The sequence below is a fragment of the Prauserella flavalba genome, assembly GCF_003202235.1.
GTDB classification, from domain to species: Bacteria; Actinomycetota; Actinomycetes; order Mycobacteriales; family Pseudonocardiaceae; genus Prauserella_A; species Prauserella_A flavalba.
The window spans coordinates 1,141,202-1,160,415 of record NZ_MASU01000005.1; the positions used below are offsets into that span (position 1 = coordinate 1,141,202).

19 protein-coding genes are annotated in these 19,214 nt (G+C 72.2%); 8 read left to right on the forward strand and 11 right to left on the reverse strand.

The genetic code is table 11. The features are described 5' to 3' along the window. Positions 1-27: 27 nt before the first annotated feature. Positions 28-1,284 (forward strand): NAD(P)/FAD-dependent oxidoreductase, encoded by a 1,257-nt coding sequence (locus tag BA062_RS12930; protein ID WP_110336287.1) that lies wholly within the window; start codon positions 28-30, stop codon positions 1,282-1,284. A 17-nt stretch (positions 1,285-1,301) separates the two neighbouring features. Further along, on the forward strand, positions 1,302-1,892 hold the full coding sequence (locus tag BA062_RS12935; RefSeq protein WP_342768902.1) for a GreA/GreB family elongation factor: 591 nt from the start codon (positions 1,302-1,304) through the stop codon (positions 1,890-1,892). A 42-nt stretch (positions 1,893-1,934) separates the two neighbouring features. Here BA062_RS12935 and aztD read toward each other — a convergent pair whose 3' ends face one another. The 4 genes from aztD to aztB are packed head-to-tail and all read right to left on the reverse strand — an operon-like array spanning position 1,935 to position 6,097. Then, complete coding sequence (gene aztD, locus BA062_RS12940) at positions 1,935-3,137, reverse strand: zinc metallochaperone AztD (RefSeq protein ID WP_110336288.1); 1,203 nt, start codon at positions 3,135-3,137, stop codon at positions 1,935-1,937. 34 nt (positions 3,138-3,171) lie between these two features. Beyond that, positions 3,172-4,071, reverse strand: a complete 900-nt coding sequence (aztC, locus tag BA062_RS12945; RefSeq protein WP_425452915.1) for a zinc ABC transporter substrate-binding protein AztC — start codon at positions 4,069-4,071, stop codon at positions 3,172-3,174. 8 nt (positions 4,072-4,079) lie between these two features. Further along, entirely contained in the window at positions 4,080-5,243 is a 1,164-nt protein-coding gene (locus tag BA062_RS12950) for a WD40 repeat domain-containing protein (RefSeq protein ID WP_110336290.1), read from the reverse strand. Continuing rightward, positions 5,240-6,097: a zinc ABC transporter permease AztB gene (aztB, locus tag BA062_RS12955; RefSeq protein WP_110336291.1), complete on the reverse strand. Its 858-nt coding sequence runs from the start codon at positions 6,095-6,097 to the stop codon at positions 5,240-5,242. The genes BA062_RS12950 and aztB overlap by 4 nt, the downstream gene beginning before the upstream one ends. 49 nt (positions 6,098-6,146) lie before the next feature. Here aztB and aztA point away from each other — a divergent pair, with 49 nt between their 5' ends. From aztA to BA062_RS12970, 3 genes are all read left to right on the forward strand, one after another. Further along, on the forward strand, positions 6,147-6,896 hold the full coding sequence (aztA, locus tag BA062_RS12960) for a zinc ABC transporter ATP-binding protein AztA (protein WP_110336292.1): 750 nt from the start codon (positions 6,147-6,149) through the stop codon (positions 6,894-6,896). 60 nt (positions 6,897-6,956) lie between these two features. Then, the gene (locus BA062_RS12965; RefSeq protein ID WP_210406830.1) at positions 6,957-8,375 is read left to right on the forward strand and encodes a hypothetical protein; all 1,419 of its coding nucleotides are present in this window, start codon (positions 6,957-6,959) and stop codon (positions 8,373-8,375) included. Between the two features lie 292 nt (positions 8,376-8,667). Then, positions 8,668-10,890, forward strand: coding sequence for a hypothetical protein (locus BA062_RS12970; RefSeq protein ID WP_110336294.1), 2,223 nt, complete (start codon positions 8,668-8,670; stop codon positions 10,888-10,890). On the opposite strand, the gene BA062_RS12975 is transcribed toward BA062_RS12970, so the two are convergent. From BA062_RS12975 to BA062_RS12990, 4 genes are all read right to left on the reverse strand, one after another. Continuing rightward, positions 10,887-11,375, reverse strand: coding sequence for a hypothetical protein (locus BA062_RS12975; RefSeq protein ID WP_110336295.1), 489 nt, complete (start codon positions 11,373-11,375; stop codon positions 10,887-10,889). The genes BA062_RS12970 and BA062_RS12975 overlap by 4 nt on opposite strands. A gap of 38 nt (positions 11,376-11,413) precedes the next feature. Further along, positions 11,414-12,139 (reverse strand): sulfite exporter TauE/SafE family protein, encoded by a 726-nt coding sequence (locus tag BA062_RS12980; protein WP_110336296.1) that lies wholly within the window; start codon positions 12,137-12,139, stop codon positions 11,414-11,416. A 134-nt stretch (positions 12,140-12,273) separates the two neighbouring features. Beyond that, positions 12,274-12,921 (reverse strand): alpha/beta hydrolase, encoded by a 648-nt coding sequence (locus BA062_RS12985; RefSeq protein ID WP_245959796.1) that lies wholly within the window; start codon positions 12,919-12,921, stop codon positions 12,274-12,276. Beyond that, on the reverse strand, positions 12,918-13,433 hold the full coding sequence (locus tag BA062_RS12990; RefSeq protein ID WP_110336298.1) for a VOC family protein: 516 nt from the start codon (positions 13,431-13,433) through the stop codon (positions 12,918-12,920). Before BA062_RS12990 ends, BA062_RS12985 begins: the two co-directional genes overlap by 4 nt. A gap of 187 nt (positions 13,434-13,620) precedes the next feature. Here BA062_RS12990 and BA062_RS12995 point away from each other — a divergent pair, with 187 nt between their 5' ends. Both BA062_RS12995 and BA062_RS13000 read left to right on the forward strand, forming a co-directional pair. After that, the gene (locus BA062_RS12995) at positions 13,621-14,040 is read left to right on the forward strand and encodes a YciI family protein (RefSeq protein WP_110336299.1); all 420 of its coding nucleotides are present in this window, start codon (positions 13,621-13,623) and stop codon (positions 14,038-14,040) included. 1 nt (position 14,041) lies between these two features. Continuing rightward, a complete protein-coding gene (locus BA062_RS13000; protein WP_110336300.1) occupies positions 14,042-15,307 on the forward strand; it encodes an RNA polymerase sigma factor in 1,266 nt (421 codons plus the stop codon). 38 nt (positions 15,308-15,345) lie between these two features. On the opposite strand, the gene BA062_RS13005 is transcribed toward BA062_RS13000, so the two are convergent. The 3 genes from BA062_RS13005 to BA062_RS13015 form a co-directional block, all read right to left on the reverse strand. Next, a complete protein-coding gene (locus tag BA062_RS13005) occupies positions 15,346-16,716 on the reverse strand; it encodes an FAD-binding oxidoreductase (RefSeq protein ID WP_110336301.1) in 1,371 nt (456 codons plus the stop codon). A gap of 123 nt (positions 16,717-16,839) precedes the next feature. Next, a complete protein-coding gene (locus BA062_RS13010; RefSeq protein WP_110336302.1) occupies positions 16,840-17,175 on the reverse strand; it encodes a cupin domain-containing protein in 336 nt (111 codons plus the stop codon). Then, positions 17,172-17,501, reverse strand: a complete 330-nt coding sequence (locus BA062_RS13015) for a respiratory nitrate reductase subunit gamma (RefSeq protein ID WP_168213993.1) — start codon at positions 17,499-17,501, stop codon at positions 17,172-17,174. Before BA062_RS13015 ends, BA062_RS13010 begins: the two co-directional genes overlap by 4 nt. Before the next feature lie 268 nt (positions 17,502-17,769). Between BA062_RS13015 and BA062_RS13020 the strand changes: the two genes are divergently transcribed. Continuing rightward, positions 17,770-19,212, forward strand: a complete 1,443-nt coding sequence (locus BA062_RS13020; protein ID WP_245959797.1) for a DHA2 family efflux MFS transporter permease subunit — start codon at positions 17,770-17,772, stop codon at positions 19,210-19,212. The last annotated feature ends 2 nt before the right edge of the window (positions 19,213-19,214 follow it).

The window sequence follows — 19,214 nt, forward strand, 5'->3', positions numbered from 1 at the left end:
GGTTCACACGGACACGGGAAGGTGCTCATGGGTGAGGTCGGTCGGAGCGGGCCGGGCACGGCACTGGTCGTCGGTGCCGGTGTGGTCGGGCTCTCCACCGCGTGGTTCCTGCAGGAGCGCGGGGTCACGGTCACGGTGGTGGACCGCGCCGGGCCCGCGGCGGGTGCGTCCTGGGGCAACGCGGGCTGGCTGGCGCCGGGCCTCGCGCTGCCGCTGAACGAGCCGGGCGTCCTGCGGTTCGGTCTGCGGTCCCTGTTCGACCGCACGGCCCCGCTGCACGTGCCGGCCTCGCCCGATCCGGGTCTCTGGCGGTTCCTGCTGCGGTTCGCCGCGCGCTGCAACTGGCGGGCCTGGGAACGGGTGGCGCAGGCGAACCTCGCGCTCAACGCCGACTGCCTCGCCGCCTTCGACGCGCTCGTCGCGGGCGGCGTGCGGGTACAGCCGATGCCGGCGCCGGTCACGGCCGTGTTCGAGTCGGCGGGGCACGCCGCCGGACTGCTGGCCGAGCTGGCGCGGCTGCGCGACGCCGGCCAGGAGGTGGCGTACCGGGGACTCACCGGTACGGAGCTCGAGCAGTGGCTTCCCCAGGCGTCGGAGGCGATGGGCAGCGGCGTCCGGGTGGACGGGCAGCGCTACGTCGACCCCGGCGAGTTCGTCGCCGCGCTGGCGGAGTCGGTCCGGGCCAGGGGCGGCAGCATCCGCAGCGGCTTCGACGTCGTCGAGGTGCGGCCCCAGCGCCACGCCGCCACGGTGCGGTCGGCCTCGGCCGGCTCGCTGTCCGCGCAGGTCGTGGTGCTCGCCACCGGGGCGTGGCTCGGCAGGCTGGGGCGCCGTCTCGGGGTCCGGGTTCCCGTGCGGGCGGGCCGCGGCTACTCGTTCACCGTCGACACGGACGAGCCCGTGCCCGGGCCCGTGTACCTGCCCGGCGCAAGGGTGGCGTGCACGCCGTACCAGGGCGCGCTCCGCGTCGCCGGAACGATGGAGTTCCGCGCTCCGGACGCCCCGCTCGACCGCGCCCGGATCGACGCGATCGTCGCCTCGGCGAGGCCGTACCTCACCGGGGTCCACTGGGAGGACCGACGCGACGAGTGGGTCGGTCCGCGCCCCGTGACTCACGACGGCATCCCGCTGATCGGCGCGACGGCGGCGCCGGGGGTCTACGTCGCCGCCGGGCACGGTATGTGGGGACTCACGCAGGGACCGGTGACGGGCCGCCTGCTCGCCGAGCAGATCACCACGGGCAAACAGCCGGACGCGCTGCGCGAGTTCGACCCGCTGCGCTGAACGGGAGGAGCCACGTGATGGACGACGACGAGCGCGCCGAACTCGAGTGGCTGCGGGCGGAGAACGCACTGCTGCGCACGCAACGCGACGTGCTGGAGCGCGTCGCCACCGGCTTCGCCGAGGATGCCAACGCCACTCTGCTCAAGCGGCGCACGATACGAGGGAACACGATGACCGGACAACAACGCACCTGGCTCACCGCCGACGCCTTCGAGCGGCTGCGGGAGGAGCTGACCGTCCTGCGCCGCCAGGACCGCGGGGCCGAGCAGGACGACGCCGTCGGCGAACAGCGCAGGCAGGCGCGCATCCGGCGGCTGGAGGAGATCCTGCACAGCGCCGTGGTCGGCGAGGCACCGCCCGACGACGGCATCGCCGAACCCGGCATGGTCCTGACCGTCCGGTTCGACGACGACCCCGGCACGGAGACGTTCCTGCTGGGCGTGCGCGACGGCGGCGATGCCGACGGGCTGGAGGTGTACTCCCCCGAGTCCCCGCTGGGCCGCGCGCTGGCGGGAGCCCGGCAGGGCGAGTCGCGCACCTACCAGGTGCCCAGCGGGGCCACGGTGCGGGTGACCCTGGTGCGCGCGGTCCCCTATGGACAGCACTGAGGTCCCGGTGGGCACTGTCCCACCGGGACCCCCGGCCGGCCGTCAGTGAGCCTGGGCCAGCACGCCGCTCAGCTCGTTCGGCGCCTGCTCCAGCTCCACCGTGGCCGTCTTCTCACCGGTGGCGAGATCGACGGCGTGCAGCTTCCGCTCGCCCGGATCGGACACGTACGCCGTGCCGCCGCGCACGAAGATCGCCGGCCGCGGCTGCTGCCACTCCAGCGGCTCCTGCCACTCGCCGATCACCGGGATGGTCCGCACCACCTCGGCGCGCACCGGGTCGAGGACGTGGATCGCGCCGTCGGTCCCGAGCACCAGCGCCTCACCCTCCGGGCCCCTGGCGAGCGAACGGAAGGTGTAGCTCGTGCCGAGGTCGACCAGGCGCAGGCTCCCGGTCTCGGTGTCGATGAGTGACACCTGCGTCGGGCGTTCCAGTTCGGCGTCCTTGTCCTGCTTGTAGTCGCCGAGCACCACCGGGGAGACGTCGGTGCCCGCCTGGTTGCCGATGCGGCCGTACTCGGTGGGGCTGTCGACCTTGGTGATGGTGCCGTCGCGGTACACGAGCACGCCGTCCTCGCAGCCGATCACCACGGCCTCGCCCTGCGCGGTAGCCTCACCGTGCACGCCGGGGCACTGCTCGCTCCGGGTGATCTCCTTGCGCTGCGCGTCAAGGACCATGATGCCCGTGCGCTCCTCCTCGTTGCCGAGGGTCACCACGAGCTCGCCGTTCTCCAGCTCGATCGCGACGCCGTGGTGGGGCTCCGCGGTCGTGTACGACTCGGTCTCCGGCTTGCCCTCGCCGAGCTGCGCCGGGTCGAAGCTGAGCACCTCCCCGGTGCCGTCGGAGAACAGCACCGTCCGCCCCGCGTGCCGGACGACGTGCCCTGGCTCCGGGCCGGGGAACGTCACGTCGGTCAGCTCGGCGCCCGCGGCGTCCAGCACCTGGAAACCGTCCGAGGTGGACACCATCACGTGCCGGTCGTCGCCGGCCGGGTTGAGCCGGTTGAAGCCCTCCAGCTGGAGATCGGCCTTCACCTCGAGCGTGGTGCCGTCGAGCACGTAGATGCCGCCGTCGTAGGTCGTCACCACCGGTTCGGCGACCGTGGTCGCGGGCTGCCCCTGCTGCCCGCCTCCGCCCTCCTGCCCGGCCTGCTGCTCGGTCCCGGTGCCGCACGCACCGAGCGCCAGCATCGCGGCGGCCACTGTGGACAATCCGGCGGCGCGCCGATATCGCGGGCTGTTTCTCATTCTCACTCCATATCCTCTTCTCTTGTGCGACTGCTCAGTTCCGGCCGAGGCCGTCGACGATCGTGTTCGTGTTGGCGCGCATCATGTCCAGATAGGTCGGTGCTCCCCCGCCGGGCTCGCTGAGCGACTCCGAGAACAGCGGCAGCACGCGCACGTGCACCCCGGCCTGGTCGGCGAGCACGCGAGCGAGGCGGTCGGGCTGGGAGGAGTCGGCGAAGATCGCGCCGACCCCCGCGGCGCGGATGGTGGACGCGAGGTCGCTGAGGTCGGACGCGCTCGGCGAGGCCAGCGTGGTGCCGCTGGGCACCACGGCGCCCACCACCTCGAAGTCGTAGCGCTCGGCGAGGTAGCCGAAGACGTGGTGGTTGGTGACGAGCTTGCGCCGCTCGGCGGGAATCGCCGCGAATCGCTCCGTCATCCAGCGGCCGAGCTCGTCCACCCGCTCCAGGTACGCGGCGGCGTTGGCCCTCACCGCGGCCTCGTCGACGCCGTCGACGTGCTCGACGAGCCGGTCGGTGATCACCTCCACCGCGGTGTGCACCCGCCGGGGATCGGTCCAGAAGTGCGGGTCGGGCTCGCCGTCCTGCTCCGCGCCGCGGTAGCGGATCGGATCGACCTGTTCGCCGACCGCCACCGCGGGCACCCCGGCGTCCACGGCGGCGCCGACGTTGCGCGCCACGCCCTCTTCCAGGCCGAGTCCGTTGTGGATGATCAGGTCGGCCCGTTCCAGGCGGGCGGCCTCCTGCGCGGAGATCGCGAAGGAGTGCGGGTCGGCGTTGGGTCGCATGAGGACGGTCACCGGCACGGCGTCGCCCGCGACGGCACGGGTGAGGTCGCCGAGGATGTTGGTGGTCACCACCACGCCGCCGTTACCGTCCCCGGCGGCCGAGCAACCCGTGAGCACGAGCAGCAGTGCCGCGGCGGCAGCGCGCAGCCCGGCCCTCACCGGCCCGTCTCCACCAGGTGCGACGGCGTGATGTCGAGGTCGAAGGTGCGGGCGACGCGCAGGTCGTCGTTGTAGTCCACCTCGTACACGCGGCGGCCCGCCGGATCGTTGACGTAGGCGCGGCTGGTGTCGACCTGGATCACCGGCGTCGTCCCTGCCTCGACCGGGGCGCTCAGCAGCGGCCTGCTCGCCAGCCGCTCCCCGGTGGCGGAGTCGTAGGCGTGCAGCACCCCGTCGGCCGTGAGGGTCAGCAGCGGGCCGCCCTCGCCGACGGCGTTGACGGCCACCACGGGTCCCGTCTCGACGCGGCTCCACGACCGCTGCGACACGTCGAGCGACCACACCCCGCGCTCCCCCGCGGTCGCCGCGAGTGTCGCGCTGCCGGGCCGGTGGGTGAACCCGGCCGCCCGCTCGGTGTCCGGAACGGGGCCGGGGTACGGGATCTTCTCGCCCGTGAACGTGCCGTCGTCCTCGCTCACCAGCAGCGCGCCGTCGGCGCAGCCGAACACGACCCCGCGCCGCGTCACCGCGGTGCCCTCCGGGTCGGGACACGGCTCGCCGATCGCGCGCCCGCCCTCGCCGTCGCGCTCGCGCACGGCGATCCCGTCGCCGGTGGCGACGAGCAGCCGCTGCCCGTAGGGCACGGCGACACCGTTCACCGGCTGCCGGGCGCGAGTGTCGCCGTCCTCCAGTGCCGGGCGGTCCAGCAGCGCCGACGTGCCGTCCTCCAGCACCACGGCGGTGACGGCCGAGTCGCTGTGCGCCGCGACGGCGTTGCCGTCGATCCGGCCTGCGCCCCGGATGTCGGCGCGGTAGTAGTGCACGTGGTCGCCGTGGTCGACCATCCACGATCCACTGTCGACGACGTGGGTCGACCGCCCCGCCGCCAGGTAGGCGAACCGGCCGTCGGTGCTGATGCCCTCGACCCCGGGCACGTCGTCGAGGCGCGTGACCTCCTCGGTGATCAGGTCGAGGACCCTGACCGCCCCGCTCGGGTCGGCGAGGACGAGGCGGGACTGCGCCTCCGCGGTCTCCTCGGCACCCTCCACGTAGCCGTGCGGCGTGGGCTCGGACTGTTCGGGCCGGGTTTCACCGCCGCACGCGGTGAGCAGCAGCCCGGCGGACACCACCAGCACGGCGGCCTTGGTGTGTGCTCTCACGATGACTGTGGGATCCCCTCTTCAGTGGTGGTGCGGCTCGCGTGCTCGCGCACGCGAGCGGCCAGTGCGGACAGAAAGAACAGGGCCACGGCGACGGCGGCGATCGTGGCTCCGGCGGCGGTGCCCCAGTACCACGAGACGAGCAGTCCGGTGCCCGTCGCGACGCAGCCGAGCACGGCGGCGCCGAGCATGATCAGCGGGATGCGGCTCGCCCAGAGCATCGCCGCGGCGGGCGGTGCGATGAGCAGCCCGAACACCAGCAGCGTGCCGACGACGTGGAATGAGGCGACGATCGCGAGGGTGAGCAGCCCCAGCAGCGCGGCGTGGGCGAGGCGCGGGCGCAACCCCAGGGTGTGTGCCCTCCGCGCGTCGAAGGTGAGGGCCACGAACGCGCGGTAGCCCAGCAGGGACACCACCACGGCGACGGCCAGCGCGGCGGCGAGGAAGCCGAGGTCCCGCTCGCGCACCGCGAGCACGTCGCCGAACAGGAAGCCGGTGAGGTCCACGGCGAAGGACCGCGAATGCGACACGATGATCACGCCGATCGCGAGCATGCCCACGAACAGCAGGCCGATCGCCGTGTCCTGCGAGAACCGGCGCGAGCGGCCGAGCGCCGTCACCCCGAGTGCCATCACCCCGGCGCTGAGCGCGGCGCCCAGCAGCAGGTTGCCGCCCGCGAGCGAACCGAGCGCGACCCCGGGCAGCATCCCGTGCGACATCGCGTCACCGAGGAAGGCCATGCCGCGTAGCACGACCCAGGTGCCGACGAGCGCGCAGATGAGCGATACGAGAACCCCGCCCCACAACGCCCGCTGCACGAAGGACACGTCGAACGGGGCGATCAACCACTCCACGGCGAGTGACCCTATAGTGAAAACGATTGTCGTTTCAATTTGAGGTGTCATGACACACAGTGATGGGTCGAGCGGTATCGAACTCGATGGGGTGGCCGCCGGGTACGCGGGAAGGACGGTGCTGCACGCGATCACCGCGCGCCTTCCGCGCGCGGGCGTGACGGCGATCGTGGGCCCGAACGGCTCGGGCAAGTCAACGCTGCTGTCCGTCGTCGCGGGCGTCCTCCGCGCGGACGCGGGCTCGGTGACGCTGCCGGCAGGCGTACGGCCGGCCTTCGTGGTGCAGCGCAGCGCCGTGTCCGACAGCCTGCCGATCACCGTGCACGAGACCGTCGCGATGGGCCGGTGGGCCCACCGGGGACCGTGGCGCCGGCTGTCCGAAGAGGACCGTGAGATCGTCGCCGAGGAACTGCACCGCCTCGAGATCACCGGCCTCTCCCGCCGACGGCTGGGTTCCTTGTCCGGCGGGCAGCGGCAGCGGGCGTTGGTCGCGCAGGGTCTCGCCCAACGGTCGCGGGTGCTGCTGCTCGACGAGCCCACCACGGGTCTCGACATACCTGCCCGGAGGACGATCGCCGCAGCGCTCGCCGACGCGGCCGCGGCGGGAACGGCCGTCGTCCACGTGACGCACGACCTCGCGGAGGCCGACCGTGCCGACCACTGCCTGCTGCTGCGGGACGGCCGCCTGCTCGCCGAGGGTCCGCCCACGGCCGTGCTCACCCAGGACGCGCTCGACACCGCGTGGGGGCTGCGACGCCCGACCGCGACCGTTATGAACGAAACCTCCGGCGGGCGGTGACCCGCGCCTAGCATCTCAGGGCCCGGCGCAAGGGTGCGCCGGAGACCGAAGGAGGTCGTCGTGCACCGGAGCCAGTCACCACGCCGCCGAGCGCTGGCGAGCGGACTCGCCGTCGCCGCCCTGGCGGGCAGCCTGCTCGCCGGCGGCCCTCCGCGGGCGGCCGCCGCGGAATGCCCGGCCGAGCTCGCCGAGGTGGCGACCTGCCACACCGGGCAGGACTCGAACGGGGCCTACTACGCGATCGCCATCCCGCACGACTGGAACGGCTCGCTGGTGCTGCACGCCCACGGCGGACCCGACCTCGGCGAAGGCTCCGACCCGGACCGCAGCGTGGAGGACCTCGCCCGCTGGTCGGTGATGGTGCGTGAAGGCTATGCCTGGGCGGGCTCGTCCTACCGGCGCGGCGGCTACGGAGCACGCATGGCCGCCGCGGACACCGAGAACCTGCGGCGGCTGTTCGTGACCGAATTCGGACGGCCGCGGTACACGTTCGTGCACGGCCAGTCCTGGGGCGGCGACGTCGCCGCGAAGGTGGCCGAGGTCTACGGGGCAGGCCCGCGCGGGCCCTACGACGGCGCGCTGCTCACCAACGGGGTGCTCGCCGGCGGCTCCCGCGGCTACGACTACCGCGTCGATCTGCGCGTGGTGTACCAGTACTACTGCGGTAACCACCCGCGCCCCGAAGAACCGCAGTATCCACTGTGGATGGGGCTGCCCGAGGACTCCACGATGACCTCGGCCGACCTGCGCTCCCGCTTGCAGGAATGCACCGGCTACCAGTCCGCACCAGCAGAGCGCACGGCTGAGCAACGGCGGAACCTCGACGACATCCTCGCGGTGACCCGGATCCCGGAGCGCACGCTCGAGTCGCACCTGCGCTTCGCGACGTTCACCTTCCGCGACATCGTCCACCACCGGCTCGGCGGGCGGAACCCGTTCGGCAACAAGCTCGTGCGCTACACCGGCTCGCACGACGACGCGGCACTCAACGCCGGGGTCCAGCGGTTCTCCCCGGACCCGTCCGCGGTGCGCGACCTGTCCTTCGACAGCGACCCGACCGGCGCCGTGTCGATCCCCGTGCTCACGCTGCACGCCATCGACGATCCCACCGCGTTCGTCGAGCACGAGTCGGCCTATCGCGCAAGCCTCAAAGGCGCCGGGGCCGGGCGGTGGCTGGTGCAGACCTTCACCACCGAGGCCGACCACAGCTCGCTGAGCGACGCCGGGTACGCCACGGCGTTGTCGGCACTGTCGGAGTGGGCGCGGACCGGCCGCGCGCCGAACCCGGAGTCGGTCGCGCGAGCGTGCCCGGCGTTCGACGCCCGCTACGGCACGGGCTGCTTCTTCGCACCCGCCTACCAGCCCGCCGATTATGAGTCGCGCGTGTACCCGCGGCGTGCCGGTCAGCGCTGGCCCGCCCTCAGCACGGCGGAGGAGCGGGCCCTGCGCCACGTCCCGGGCGTGGGCATCGCCCCGTGAGTACCCGCCCCCAAGGCCACCTTGGGTGCGCTCAACGCAACAAAGGTGGCCTTGGGGGCGGTCTCGGCGTGCGGTGAAGGCTCCTTACGAGCCACAGCCCGGGAATCAGGATGACGTTCATGGCCCGGGACAGTAGGGCACGGCACCGACATCCGTGGCCGGAACCGGTCACCGTGGTGCGGCCGCCCCGCTGGAGGCTTGCCGCATGATCGGCCGCTGGGTACCGTCACGGCACCCGTTCGAATGAAACGTTTCATCGAACGTCACACCCGATCCAAGGAGGGACCGGTACGTGACCGAGCAGCGCAGGCTTTCCCGCAGAACCGTCGTCAAGGGAGCCGCCGCGGTGGCCTCCGCGACCCTGATGTCCCGCGTACTCCAGGCGGAGGCCGCCGCGGCTCCTCGCGGCGAGAGCCGGCCCGGCACCCGCATCGACCGCTTCGCGCTGGTGTCCCGGCACCGGGTGGTGCGCCACCACAGTGATCTCGAACTGCCGATCCAGGTGGGCAACGGCCGCTTCGCCTTCGGCGCCGACGTCACCGGCCTGCAGACCTTCGTGCCGTTCAACACCCTCTCCGACTGGGGCTGGCACGTGGACGCATTGCCCCCGGGCAAGCAGATCTCCGACTACCGGGGCACGATCTGGGACACCTACGGCCGCGACGTCTACTACTGGACCGACGACGACAACGAGCCGGAGCTGCACAACTGGCTGCGCGAGAACCCGCACCGGGCCAACCTCGGCCGGCTCGGCCTGCGACTGCTCAAAGAGGACGGCGGCGAGGCGGTCGAGGCCGACCTCACCGACGTCGTCCAGGAACTGGACCCGTGGACGGGCGTGCTCCGAAGCTCCTTCCGGCTGGAGGGCCACCGCGTCACTGTCGAAACCGCGTGCCACCCCGGCGAGGACGTGGTGGCCGCGCGGATCAGCTCCGCTCTCGTCCGGCTCGGCCGCCTGACGGCGTTCCTGGAGTTCCCCTACGCCACGGCGGCGGGCCGCAACAAGTTCGAGGCGCCCTACGTCGGCTTCTACGACCGCCCCGAGCTGCACGCCACCAGCCTGCGCAGGCGCGGCCGCACCGTGATCGTCACGCACACGATGGACGCCACGCGCTACCAGGTCGGCCTCAACCTCTCGGCGGGCGCGCAGCTGCGCCGCACCGATCCGGCCCGGCACCGCTACGAGATCACCGGCAGCGGCGACCACCTCGACGTGGCCGCCCTCTTCGCCCCCGAGGTCAGCGGTGCCGTGCCGGCCGCGGCCGAGGTGGTGCGACAGAGCGAGCACTGGTGGCCCCGGCACTGGCGCACCGGCGGTGCGGTCGATCTCTCAGGCAGCAGCGATCCGCGCTGGCGCGAGCTGGAGCGCCGGATCGTGCTGAGCCAGTACCACCTGGCGGTCAACGACGCCGGCAACGACCCCGCGCAGGAGTCCGGGCTGGTCAACAACGGCTGGTACGGCAAGTTCCACATGGAGATGTACTGGTGGCACGCCTTCCAGTACGCGCTATGGAACCGCTGGCCCCTGCTCGACCGCAGCACCGACGTCTACGAGCGATTCCTGCCGAACGCGCGCAGGCTGGCGAAGTCGCAGGGCTTCAGGGGCGCGCGGTGGCCGAAGATGACGACGACGCATGGCGACGCCATCGGCCGCGAGTCGCCGGGAACCCCGACGTGCCTGCTGATCTGGCAGCAGCCGCATCCGATCTTCCTCGCCGAGCTCGACTACCAGGCCCATCCGGGCAGGCGCACGCTGCTGAAGTGGCGTGAGGTCGTCCACGAGAGCGCCGAGTTCATCGCCTCGTTCGCCAACCGCGAGGAGAGCGGGCGGTTCGTGATCGGCCCGCCGATCATGTGCTGCAACGAGCGCAACCCGTCCGCGGAGACGTTGAATCCGGCCTTCGAGCTGTCGTACTGGCGGTTCGGCCTGCGCATCGCCCAGGCCTGGCGCGAACGGCTCGGCACTGGCCGCGAGCCGTACTGGGACGAGGTGCTCGACGGCCTCGCGCCGCTGCCCGTCGAGGACGGCGTCTATGTGCTCTACGAGGGCGTGCCGAACATGTGGACCGAGCGCAACACCAACCATCCGGACCCGATCGCGCCGTTCGGGATGCTGCCGGGCGACGGCGTCGACGTGGAGACCATGCGGGCCACGACGCGCAAGGTGTACGAGACGTGGCCGGTGACCGACCTCTACAGCTGGGACTTCCCGCTGCTGGCCATGAACGCGGCGCGCCTGGGCGATCCGGCGACCGCCGTGGACTACCTGCTGCACGAACGGCTCGGCTTCACCGGCACCGGCCTGCCCGCCAGCGGCAAGAGCGGCGTGCCCTCGCCGTACTTCCCCTCCGCGGGCGGGCTGCTCTACGCCGTCGCGATGATGTGCGCGGGCTGGGGCGAATCCCCTGGCGGTCCCTCCGGCGTGTCCGGCAGGCCGGGGCCGGACGGCACGGCGCCCGGGTTCCCGGACCAGGGCTGGGTGGTGCGGTGGGAGGATCTCGCGCCCGCGCTCTAGGTGAGCACGTTCCTCCTGCGCATCCGGTGACAGTAGCCCCAGACGAGGAAGGTCAGCAGCAGAACACCGAGGTCCTGGAGCGACAGCCGCGGCCCGAGCACGCTCCAGCGGTCCATGAACCCGAAGGTGATGATCTGCAGGCACAGCTGCGCGAGCGCGGCGGTCGCGACCGCGGCGAGCGACCACCGCGAGCGCAGCAGCAACAGCACGGCCGCAGCCAGACCGGCCACGATGTTCACGGTCCAGAACACCAGCGGCACGACGGGATAGTCCGTGAAGTAGTCGCGTTGCTCGGGTCCGTATCCCTGCGACTGGAAGTACGCGGCGTCCTGGGCCTGGGTCAGCACGTAGTCGTACGCGCCGATGGCGTACAACAGCAGCAACACCACGCCCACGACCCACAGGTGCCACGGAGCCGCCGTGCGAACGGAAGAGGAACTCGCCTTCACGATCGTCAGCATCGCGCGCACGCCGTCATCGCGCATCCGACCAGGGTCGCACCAAAGGAGGAAAACCGGCCTCGTCAGTCCCCCGCGGTGAGCAGGCCGCGCACGATGGCGGCCAGCCCGCCGAGAAGCGCGACCACGACCACCAGCCGGTGCGCCACCCTGCGGTCGATCCGGTTCGCGACCCGCTCCCCCAGCACGGCGCCGAGCAGCAGAATCACCACGGCCGCCGCGAGCGTCCAGAGCGGAATGGCCGGCAGCCCCTTCGCGGCCAGCGACGCACAGTTGACCACCAGCAGGTACGCCTGGGCGGTCGCCACGAACCGGGCGGGCTCCCAGCGCTCCGACAGCGCGTGCACCGTGATCATCGGACCGCCCAGCCCGGCGGTGACGTTCATGAAGCCCGACAAGGCGCCCGCGACGACCGCGCCCACCCGGCCGCGCAGGACCGCCGCCCGCTCGCTGCCAGCCACGAGCAGCATCGCCACCACGGCGAGACCGCCCACCAGCACCAGCAGCATCGACTGCGGCAGGGTGCGGACCACGTACGCGCCGAACGGGATCACCACGAGCGCGGGCACGGCCAGCAGCGCCGCGCGGCGCACGTCGAGGTGCCGCCACGTGCGGGTGAGCACCAGCGCGCACAACGACGCCGAGAGCAGGTTCCCCAGCGTCACGCCGGTCTGCGGACCGAGCACGAGCACCAGGAAGGGCGTGGCCACGAGCGCGAAGCCGAGTCCGGTGGTGCGCTGGGTGGCGGCGCCGAAGAGCACTCCGGCGGAGGCGAGGAGTAGCTGCAGCACGCGCTACCCGCCCGCGCGGGAAACCAGGCTCGGCACGCCTCTCGTTGTACACCCCCGCCGCCGACCACCGCGCGAGTCGTGCGCTCCCGACCGCGAGTCGTGCGCTCCGGACGCCGAGTCGTGCGCTCGCGGCGTCAGCCCGCGGCGGGCAGGGTGACCCGTTGGCTCAGCCACTCCCCGAGCTGTTCGAGTGCGGCCTGGCCGATGCCGTGCCCCACCGCGTCGCGGCGGGCGGTGCACAGCGCGCCGGACTCGGCGTTCAGGTACGTCCAGGTGCGGTCGAGCAGCTCGCGCGGGATCACCGTGTCCTCGGTGCCCTGCGCGACGAACACCGGCAGCCCGGCCAGCCGCCCGTGGCCTGCCGGCACCCCGGCGTCCCACGGCAGCGTGCCGTAGAGCACGGCGGCACCGGCGAAGCGCGCGGGGTCGTCCAGGATCAGCCCGCCCGCGAAAGCGGCCCCGCCGCTGAACCCGATCAGCACCACGGGGCGGCCGTCCGGGGCGGCGGCGTCGAGCCAGGTCCGGAACCAGTCCATCGTCGCGCGCAGGGACTCGGCGACGGGGCGCCCGATCCCCCGGTTGGCGAACCACGCGTACCCGCCGCCCTCGGCGATCGGCGCGCGGACCGCTGCGTACTCCGGCCCCTGCGGCAACGCGCGGGCGAGGCCGACGATGCTGTTCTCGTCGGCACCGCGGCCGTGCAGCAGCACCACCAGCGGGGCACGCGGATCGGCGCTGCCCGCCGTCACCACCACCGGCTCGGCGAACGTGCCCGCGCTCACCGGCCTTTCTCCCCGGTCACGATCCGGCCGGCCGTGGGGACGCCGCCCCACCGGCGCAGCTCCGCGGCGAGGTCCAGCCGGTCGACGGGAGCCGCGTTCTCGTAGGCGCCCCATTCCGACCTCGGGAGCATCCACATCACCTCGAACTCGTTGCCGTCGGGATCGGCGCCGTAGATGCTCTTCGTGGCGCCGTGGCTGGACTCGCCCGTGTAGGCGCCGAGGTTCGCGAGCGTCGTCCGCGCCTGCTCGAGCTCCTCGATGGTGTCGACCTGCCAGGCGAGGTGGTACAGCCCCACCGAGCCGCGTGGCCGCGCGGGCGCGGCGGCACCGAGCCCGAACAGGCCGAGGTCGTGGTGGTTGCCCGAACGGCGCAGGCGCAGGAACGCCGCGTTCGCCCTCGGCTCCCTCGTCACCACCTCCATGTCGAAGGCCCGGGTCCAGAAGGTCACGGCGCGTTCGAGGTCGCTGACGAACAGCACCGCGTGGTTGAGGCGGACGGCCGCGATCGTCATGGTGCGTTCTCCTCGCTGTACGACTGACCGGCTGATGCCGACCGTACGCCGATATAGATGAAAGTTCAACTAAATCATGTCTTGGTAGAAAAAACCTCGAGGCCGTGTCGATCCGCGCTCTGTCCCGTTCGACCTGTGCGGTGAAAGGGTCCGGACAGGGCCCACCGATCCGAGGAGACGAGGAACCATGAAGTACATGCTGATCATGCGCGCCACCGACGAGGGCCTCGCGCAGATGCAGAACGCCGACTTCACCGAGATGCTCGAGACCGTCGGCAGGTTCAACGACGAGCTGATCCGCGCCGGGGTGCTGCTGGCGGCCGAGGGACTCGAGGACGCCGCCGAGAGCGTTGTGGTCGACCACTCCTCCGAGCCTCCCGTGGTCACCGACGGCCCCTACGGCGAAACCAAGGAGCTGTTCGGCGGCTTCTACCTCCTCAACGTGGCGTCGAAGGAGGAGGCGATCGAGTGGGCCAAGCGGCTGCCCGCCGCCGGCCCCGGCTTCAAGACCGAGATCCGCCGGGTCCCCACGATCGACGAGTTCCCGCAGGACAACGAGTGGATCAAGAAGGAGCGGGCGTGGCGTGAGTCCACGGGTCAGCTCTGACATGGGTGGCCGGGAGGCCGTCGCCGCCGTCTGGCGGATCGAGTCCGCGCGGATCGTCGGGGCACTCGCGCGCTACACCGGCGACTTCGCGCTGGCCGAGGACCTCGCCCAGGAGGCGCTGGCGGAGGCGCTCGTGAACTGGCCGCGTGAGGGCGTGCCCCGCAACCCCGCGGGGTGGCTGCTCACCGTCGGCAGGCGCCGCGCGATCGACACGTTCCGCAGGCGGTCCGCGCTCGACGAGCGGTACGCCGTCCTCGCCCAGGAGCTGGGCGAGGGCGGCGCCGCCTCGGGCCGCCCGCAGGCCGACGACGGGGACGTGCCGTGGGACCCGGACCAGATCGACGACGACGTGCTCGCGCTGATGTTCGTCTCGTGCCATCCCGTGCTCTCGCGGGAGGCGCGGGTGGCGCTCACCCTCCGGGTGGTCGGCGGCCTGACGAGCGACGAGATCGCCAGGGCGTTCCTCGTCCCGACCGCCACCGTGCAGGCCCGGATCACGAGGGCGAAGAAGACGCTGGGCGCGGCGAAGGTGCCGTTCGCGGTGCCGCCCGCGAGCGAACGGGCCGAGCGGCTCGGCTCCGTGCTCAGCGTGCTCTACCTGATCTTCACCGAGGGTTCCTCGGCCAGCTCCGGTGACGAGCTGATCCGGTTCGACCTCGCGGGCGAGGCCCAGCGCCTTGCCAGGGTGCTGACCCGGCTGGTCCCCGACGAGCCCGAGGTGCACAGCCTGCTGGCACTGCTGGAGCTCACTGCCGCGCGCTTCCCCGCCCGCACCGGGCCGGACGGCGAGCCGGTGCTGCTGGAACACCAGGACCGCCGCCGCTGGGATCAGGCGGCGATCCGCCGGGGCCGGGCGGCACTGGCGCGCGCGGAACGGGCGGGCCGGGGCCTCGGCGCCTACGGCCTGCAGGCCGCGATCGCGGAATGCCACGCCGTGGCCCCTTCGGTCGAGGAGACCGACTGGGATCGCGTCGTGCTGCTCTACGAGGCACTCGGCAGGCTCGCGCCGTCACCGGTGGTGGATCTCAACCGGGCGGTGGCCGTCGCGATGGCCAGTGGCCCGGCCGCGGCGTTGTCGATCGTCGACGAACTCGCGGCCTCGGGCGCGCTCGCCGGGTCGCAGCTGCTGCCGACGGTACGGGGCGAGCTGCTGACCCGCCTCGGGCGTACGGACGAAGCCCGCGCCGAGCTGGAGCTCGCCGCGAGCCTGTGCGGCAACGAGCGCGAGCGCGCGGTGCTGGAACGCAAGCTCGCCGATCTCGGTTAGGTCCGGTGCGGACGGAGCCCCTCCGCACCGGTGGTTCGTCACGGCCGGATGTTCTGGTTCAGGTGGAACAGGTTGTCCGGGTCGTAGCGGCGCTTGACGCTCACCAGCCGGTCGTAGTTGCCGCCGTAGTTGGCGCGGATGCGGCCCTGGTCGTCGCCGGCCATGAAGTTGATGTACCCGCCCTCCTCCGAGTGCGGCGCCGTGGCCTCGTAGTAGTCCCGCACCCACCGGATGTTGGCCTCGTTGTCCGCCGGGTCCGGCCACATGCCCGCGATCACCGTCGCGAAGTTGGCGTCGCGGTAGGCGAACGCGGTCTCGTCCGAGGCGACGCGGTGGCAGGCGCCGTTGATCGGATAGATGTGCATCGTCGAGTTGACGGCCGGTACCTTCGGGCCGTGCTCCAGGTGCGCCGCGATCGCGTCGTCGGTGAGCTCGGTGACGAAGTTGGCCTTCCAGTAGTGCTGCAGCCCCGGCGGCACGAGCGCGTCGAACGCGCTGTTCAGCGCCGGGTACGGCATCGGTCCGACGTGCTCGGCCACGGTCGGCGCGACGTCCCGGATGGGCGCCAGCGCGCGCTCGGCCTCGTCCATCGGTCCCGTCCAGCACGCCACGAACGCGATGAACGGCTCGCCGTGCCGCTCCTCCGGGATGAACGGCAGCGGTGGTGCGATCTGGAACGCGGGGAAGCCACCGAGCTGTTCCGGCGCGGTGGCGATGTACTCGCGGTACGTGCGCAGCAGGTCTCCTGCCGCGTCGAGCTCGAAGAACATCGGGCCGCCGTAGATGTCGGCCACCGGGTGCAGCCGGAACTCGAACGACACCACCACGCCGAAGTTGCCGCCCCCGCCCCGCAGCGCCCAGTACAGGTCCGCGTTCTCCTCGGCGCTGGCCACCTGGAACCGGCCGTCCGCGGTGACGACGCCCGCCGACAGGAGGTTGTCGCAGGACAGCCCGAACCCGCGGTCGAGGTAGCCGATGCCGCCGCCGAGGGTGAGCCCGCCGACGCCGGTGGTGGAGATGATGCCGCCCGTCGTCGCCAGGCCGAAGGCGTTGGTCGCGGCGTTGAAGTCGCCCCAGGTGGCGCCGCCCTCCGCGCGGGCAGTTCGCGCGGAGGGATCGACCCACACGCTGTGCATGCCGGACAGGTCGAGCACCACGCCGTCGTCGCACGTACCGAAGCCGGGGACGCTGTGCCCGCCGCCACGGACCGAGAGGGCGAGCGAGTTCTCGCGCGCGAAGTCGACCGCCGCCATCACGTCGCCGACGTTGGCGGCCCGCACGATCGCCCGAGGGCGCCGGTCGATCATCGCGTTGTGGACCTTGCGAGCCTCGTCGTACCCCTCGTCATCGGCGGTGATCACCGGACCGCGTACTCGATCATGCAGGGTCGCGATGGTGGGAGCGGCCATGATGCCTCCTCACGAGCAGTCGACGTCATCATGGACGCCCGTAGCTCACTCCCCCCGGCCCGCGCGCCGATAGGGTCGCAAGACCCACGGTGCCGCGGGTTTTGTGGCCGGGGTGGCCCGCCGTCAGCGCAGGGCGACGGTCAGCAGCACCACCGTGTCGGTGACCGCGTGCAGCCCGTGCCGCTCCGGCGGGATCGGCAGCAGGTCGCCGGAGCCGAGCTCCCACGCCTGGTCGGCGGTTTCCAGGCGGGCCTTGCCGGAAAGCACCTGGAGCGTGGCGGCCGGGGGCGCGTCGTGTTTGCCCAGGTCCGCACCCTCGGCCAGTGCGATCACCGTCGCGCGTTGCGACGAGCGGGAGGCGACCGTCCGCGCGGCGCGGCGCGAGTCCTGCCGCCGCGCCTCCGCGAGCAGCTCCGCGGCCAGGCCGGGCAGCGCGACGGGGTCGTGGTGGCCGGTCATTGCACCGGCTCCCAGCCTCGGCGGGGTTCGCGGCTGCCGAGCCGTTCGTCCCGGCTGCGGTAGACGATGTAGGGCCTGGTCAGGTAGCCCAGTGGCACGGAGAACACGTGCACGAGCCTGCTGAACGGCCAGAACGCGAACAGCAGCCACGCCCCGAGCGCGTGCGCGCGGAAGCCCCACGGCGCGGCGGCCATCAGCTCCGGCTTCGGCTGCAGGGAGAAGATCGAGCGGAACCACGGCGACACCGTCTGACGGTAGCCGAGCGGGCTCAACAGCGCCCACGCCCAGAAGTTCACGGCGAAGCCGATCGTCGCCAGCACCAGCATCAGCACGGGATGGCCGGGCGGCGCGGTTCTTCCCTCGGGGTCCTGCCTCGGCTCGTTCACGTCCACCGTCCCCTCAGTCGGTGTGTGCTCTGGCCCTTCTCGTCATCTTTCGGCGGACCACCGGGTTTCGCTACCGGTGCTCGTCTGATCAGGTGAGAGCGCGCTCGCCGAAAACCGTTTGCCGGGGCGGGTGGTGACTATGACATTCTTGATCGAGGGCGTCCGACGTCGCGGCCCATCGACCGTTCCTTTCTCCCGAGGTGCTTCCTTGATCGACACTGCCCACACCACGGCAGCGGCGTCCGACAATCGGCCCGCCGCGCCGCGCGCCACCCTCCTGATCGGCGTGCTGGTGGTCTCGGCCTTCGTGATGATCCTCAACGAGACGATCCTGAGCGTCGCGCTACGGGACCTCACCGTCGATCTCGGGGTCTCCACCACCACCGTCCAGTGGCTGACGAGCGGGTTCCTGCTCACCATGGCGGTGGTCATCCCGACCACGGGATTCCTGCTCGAACGGTTCACGCCGCGGCAGGTGTTCCTGGCCTCGCTGACGATGTTCAGCGTCGGCACACTCGTCAGCGGTCTGGCTCCCGGCTTCGGTGTGCTGCTGGCGGGCCGGGTCGTGCAGGCGTGCGGCACCGCCGTGATGCTGCCGCTGCTGATGACCACGGTGATGCGCCTCGTTCCGCCGCAGCGGCGGGGCGCGACGATGGGCACGATCACCATCGTCATCGCCGTGGCCCCGGCGCTCGGGCCGACCATCGGCGGCGCGGTGCTGTCGTCGCTCGGCTGGCGCTGGATGTTCTGGATCGTCCTGCCGCTGTCGGTGGCCGCGCTCGTGATCGGCGCCATCTGGCTGCGGCTGGACAGCGAGACCAGGTCCGTGCCGCTCGACGTGCCCTCGGTGCTGCTGTCCGCGCTCGGCTTCGGTGGCGTGCTCTACGGCCTGTCCTCCATCGGCGAGTCCGGTGCTGGTGAGCATCCGGTGCCGCCGTGGGCGCCGATCGTTGTCGGGCTCGCCGCGCTCGCGGCGTTCGTGTGGCGGCAGACGCGACTCCAGCGCGCCGACCGGGCACTGCTCGACCTGCGCCCGTTCACGCACCGCACGTTCGTGGTCTCGCTGATCCTGACCGCGCTGCTGTTCATGTGCCTGCTGGGCGTCGCGGCGATCCTGCTGCCGCTCTACCTGCAGACCGTCCTGAACACCACCACTTTCGTCAGCGGGCTCGCGGTGCTGCCCGGCGGCCTCGTCCTCGGCCTGCTCGGCCGCCCCGTGGGGGCACTGTTCGACCGGTTCGGGGCCCGGCCCCTCGTGCTGCCGGGAACGGTGGCGATGGCGGGCTCGCTCTGGCTGTTCACCACGCTCGGCCCGGGTTCGCCGCTGGCCGCGGCCATCGCGTTCCACGTGCTGTTCATGGCGGGCCTCGGGCTGATGATGACGCCGCTCATGACCGAGTCGCTCGGCGTGCTGCCCGACCACCTCTACTCCCACGGCAGCGCGATCCTCTCGACGTTGCAGCAGGTGGCCGGGGCGTTCGGCACCGCCGTGTTCGTCACCGTCGCGGCGGTCGGCAGCGCCGCCGGTTCCGGCGCCCCGGACGCCGACGGCCTGCGCACCGCGTTCGTCGCCGCCGGCTGCATCGGGCTGCTCGCACTGGTCGCCGCGCCGTTCGTCCGCGGGCGCACCACCGCAGCCGAGGAGGGCTGACC

What these genes read in the sequence shown, in the direction of transcription:
- BA062_RS12930 (WP_110336287.1), top strand. Translation starts at nt 28, where the DNA reads ATGGGTGAGGTCGGTCGGAGCGGGCCGGGCACGGCACTGGTCGTCGGT.
- BA062_RS12935 (WP_342768902.1), top strand. Translation starts at nt 1,302, where the DNA reads ATGGACGACGACGAGCGCGCCGAACTCGAGTGGCTGCGGGCGGAGAAC.
- aztD (WP_110336288.1), bottom strand. Translation starts at nt 3,137, where the DNA reads ATGAGAAACAGCCCGCGATATCGGCGCGCCGCCGGATTGTCCACAGTG.
- aztA (WP_110336292.1), top strand. Translation starts at nt 6,147, where the DNA reads ATGACACACAGTGATGGGTCGAGCGGTATCGAACTCGATGGGGTGGCC.
- BA062_RS12975 (WP_110336295.1), bottom strand. Translation starts at nt 11,375, where the DNA reads ATGCGCGATGACGGCGTGCGCGCGATGCTGACGATCGTGAAGGCGAGT.
- BA062_RS12990 (WP_110336298.1), bottom strand. Translation starts at nt 13,433, where the DNA reads ATGACGATCGCGGCCGTCCGCCTCAACCACGCGGTGCTGTTCGTCAGC.
- BA062_RS12995 (WP_110336299.1), top strand. Translation starts at nt 13,621, where the DNA reads ATGAAGTACATGCTGATCATGCGCGCCACCGACGAGGGCCTCGCGCAG.
- BA062_RS13000 (WP_110336300.1), top strand. Translation starts at nt 14,042, where the DNA reads ATGGGTGGCCGGGAGGCCGTCGCCGCCGTCTGGCGGATCGAGTCCGCG.
- BA062_RS13005 (WP_110336301.1), bottom strand. Translation starts at nt 16,716, where the DNA reads ATGGCCGCTCCCACCATCGCGACCCTGCATGATCGAGTACGCGGTCCG.
- BA062_RS13010 (WP_110336302.1), bottom strand. Translation starts at nt 17,175, where the DNA reads ATGACCGGCCACCACGACCCCGTCGCGCTGCCCGGCCTGGCCGCGGAG.
- BA062_RS13015 (WP_168213993.1), bottom strand. Translation starts at nt 17,501, where the DNA reads ATGCTGGTGCTGGCGACGATCGGCTTCGCCGTGAACTTCTGGGCGTGG.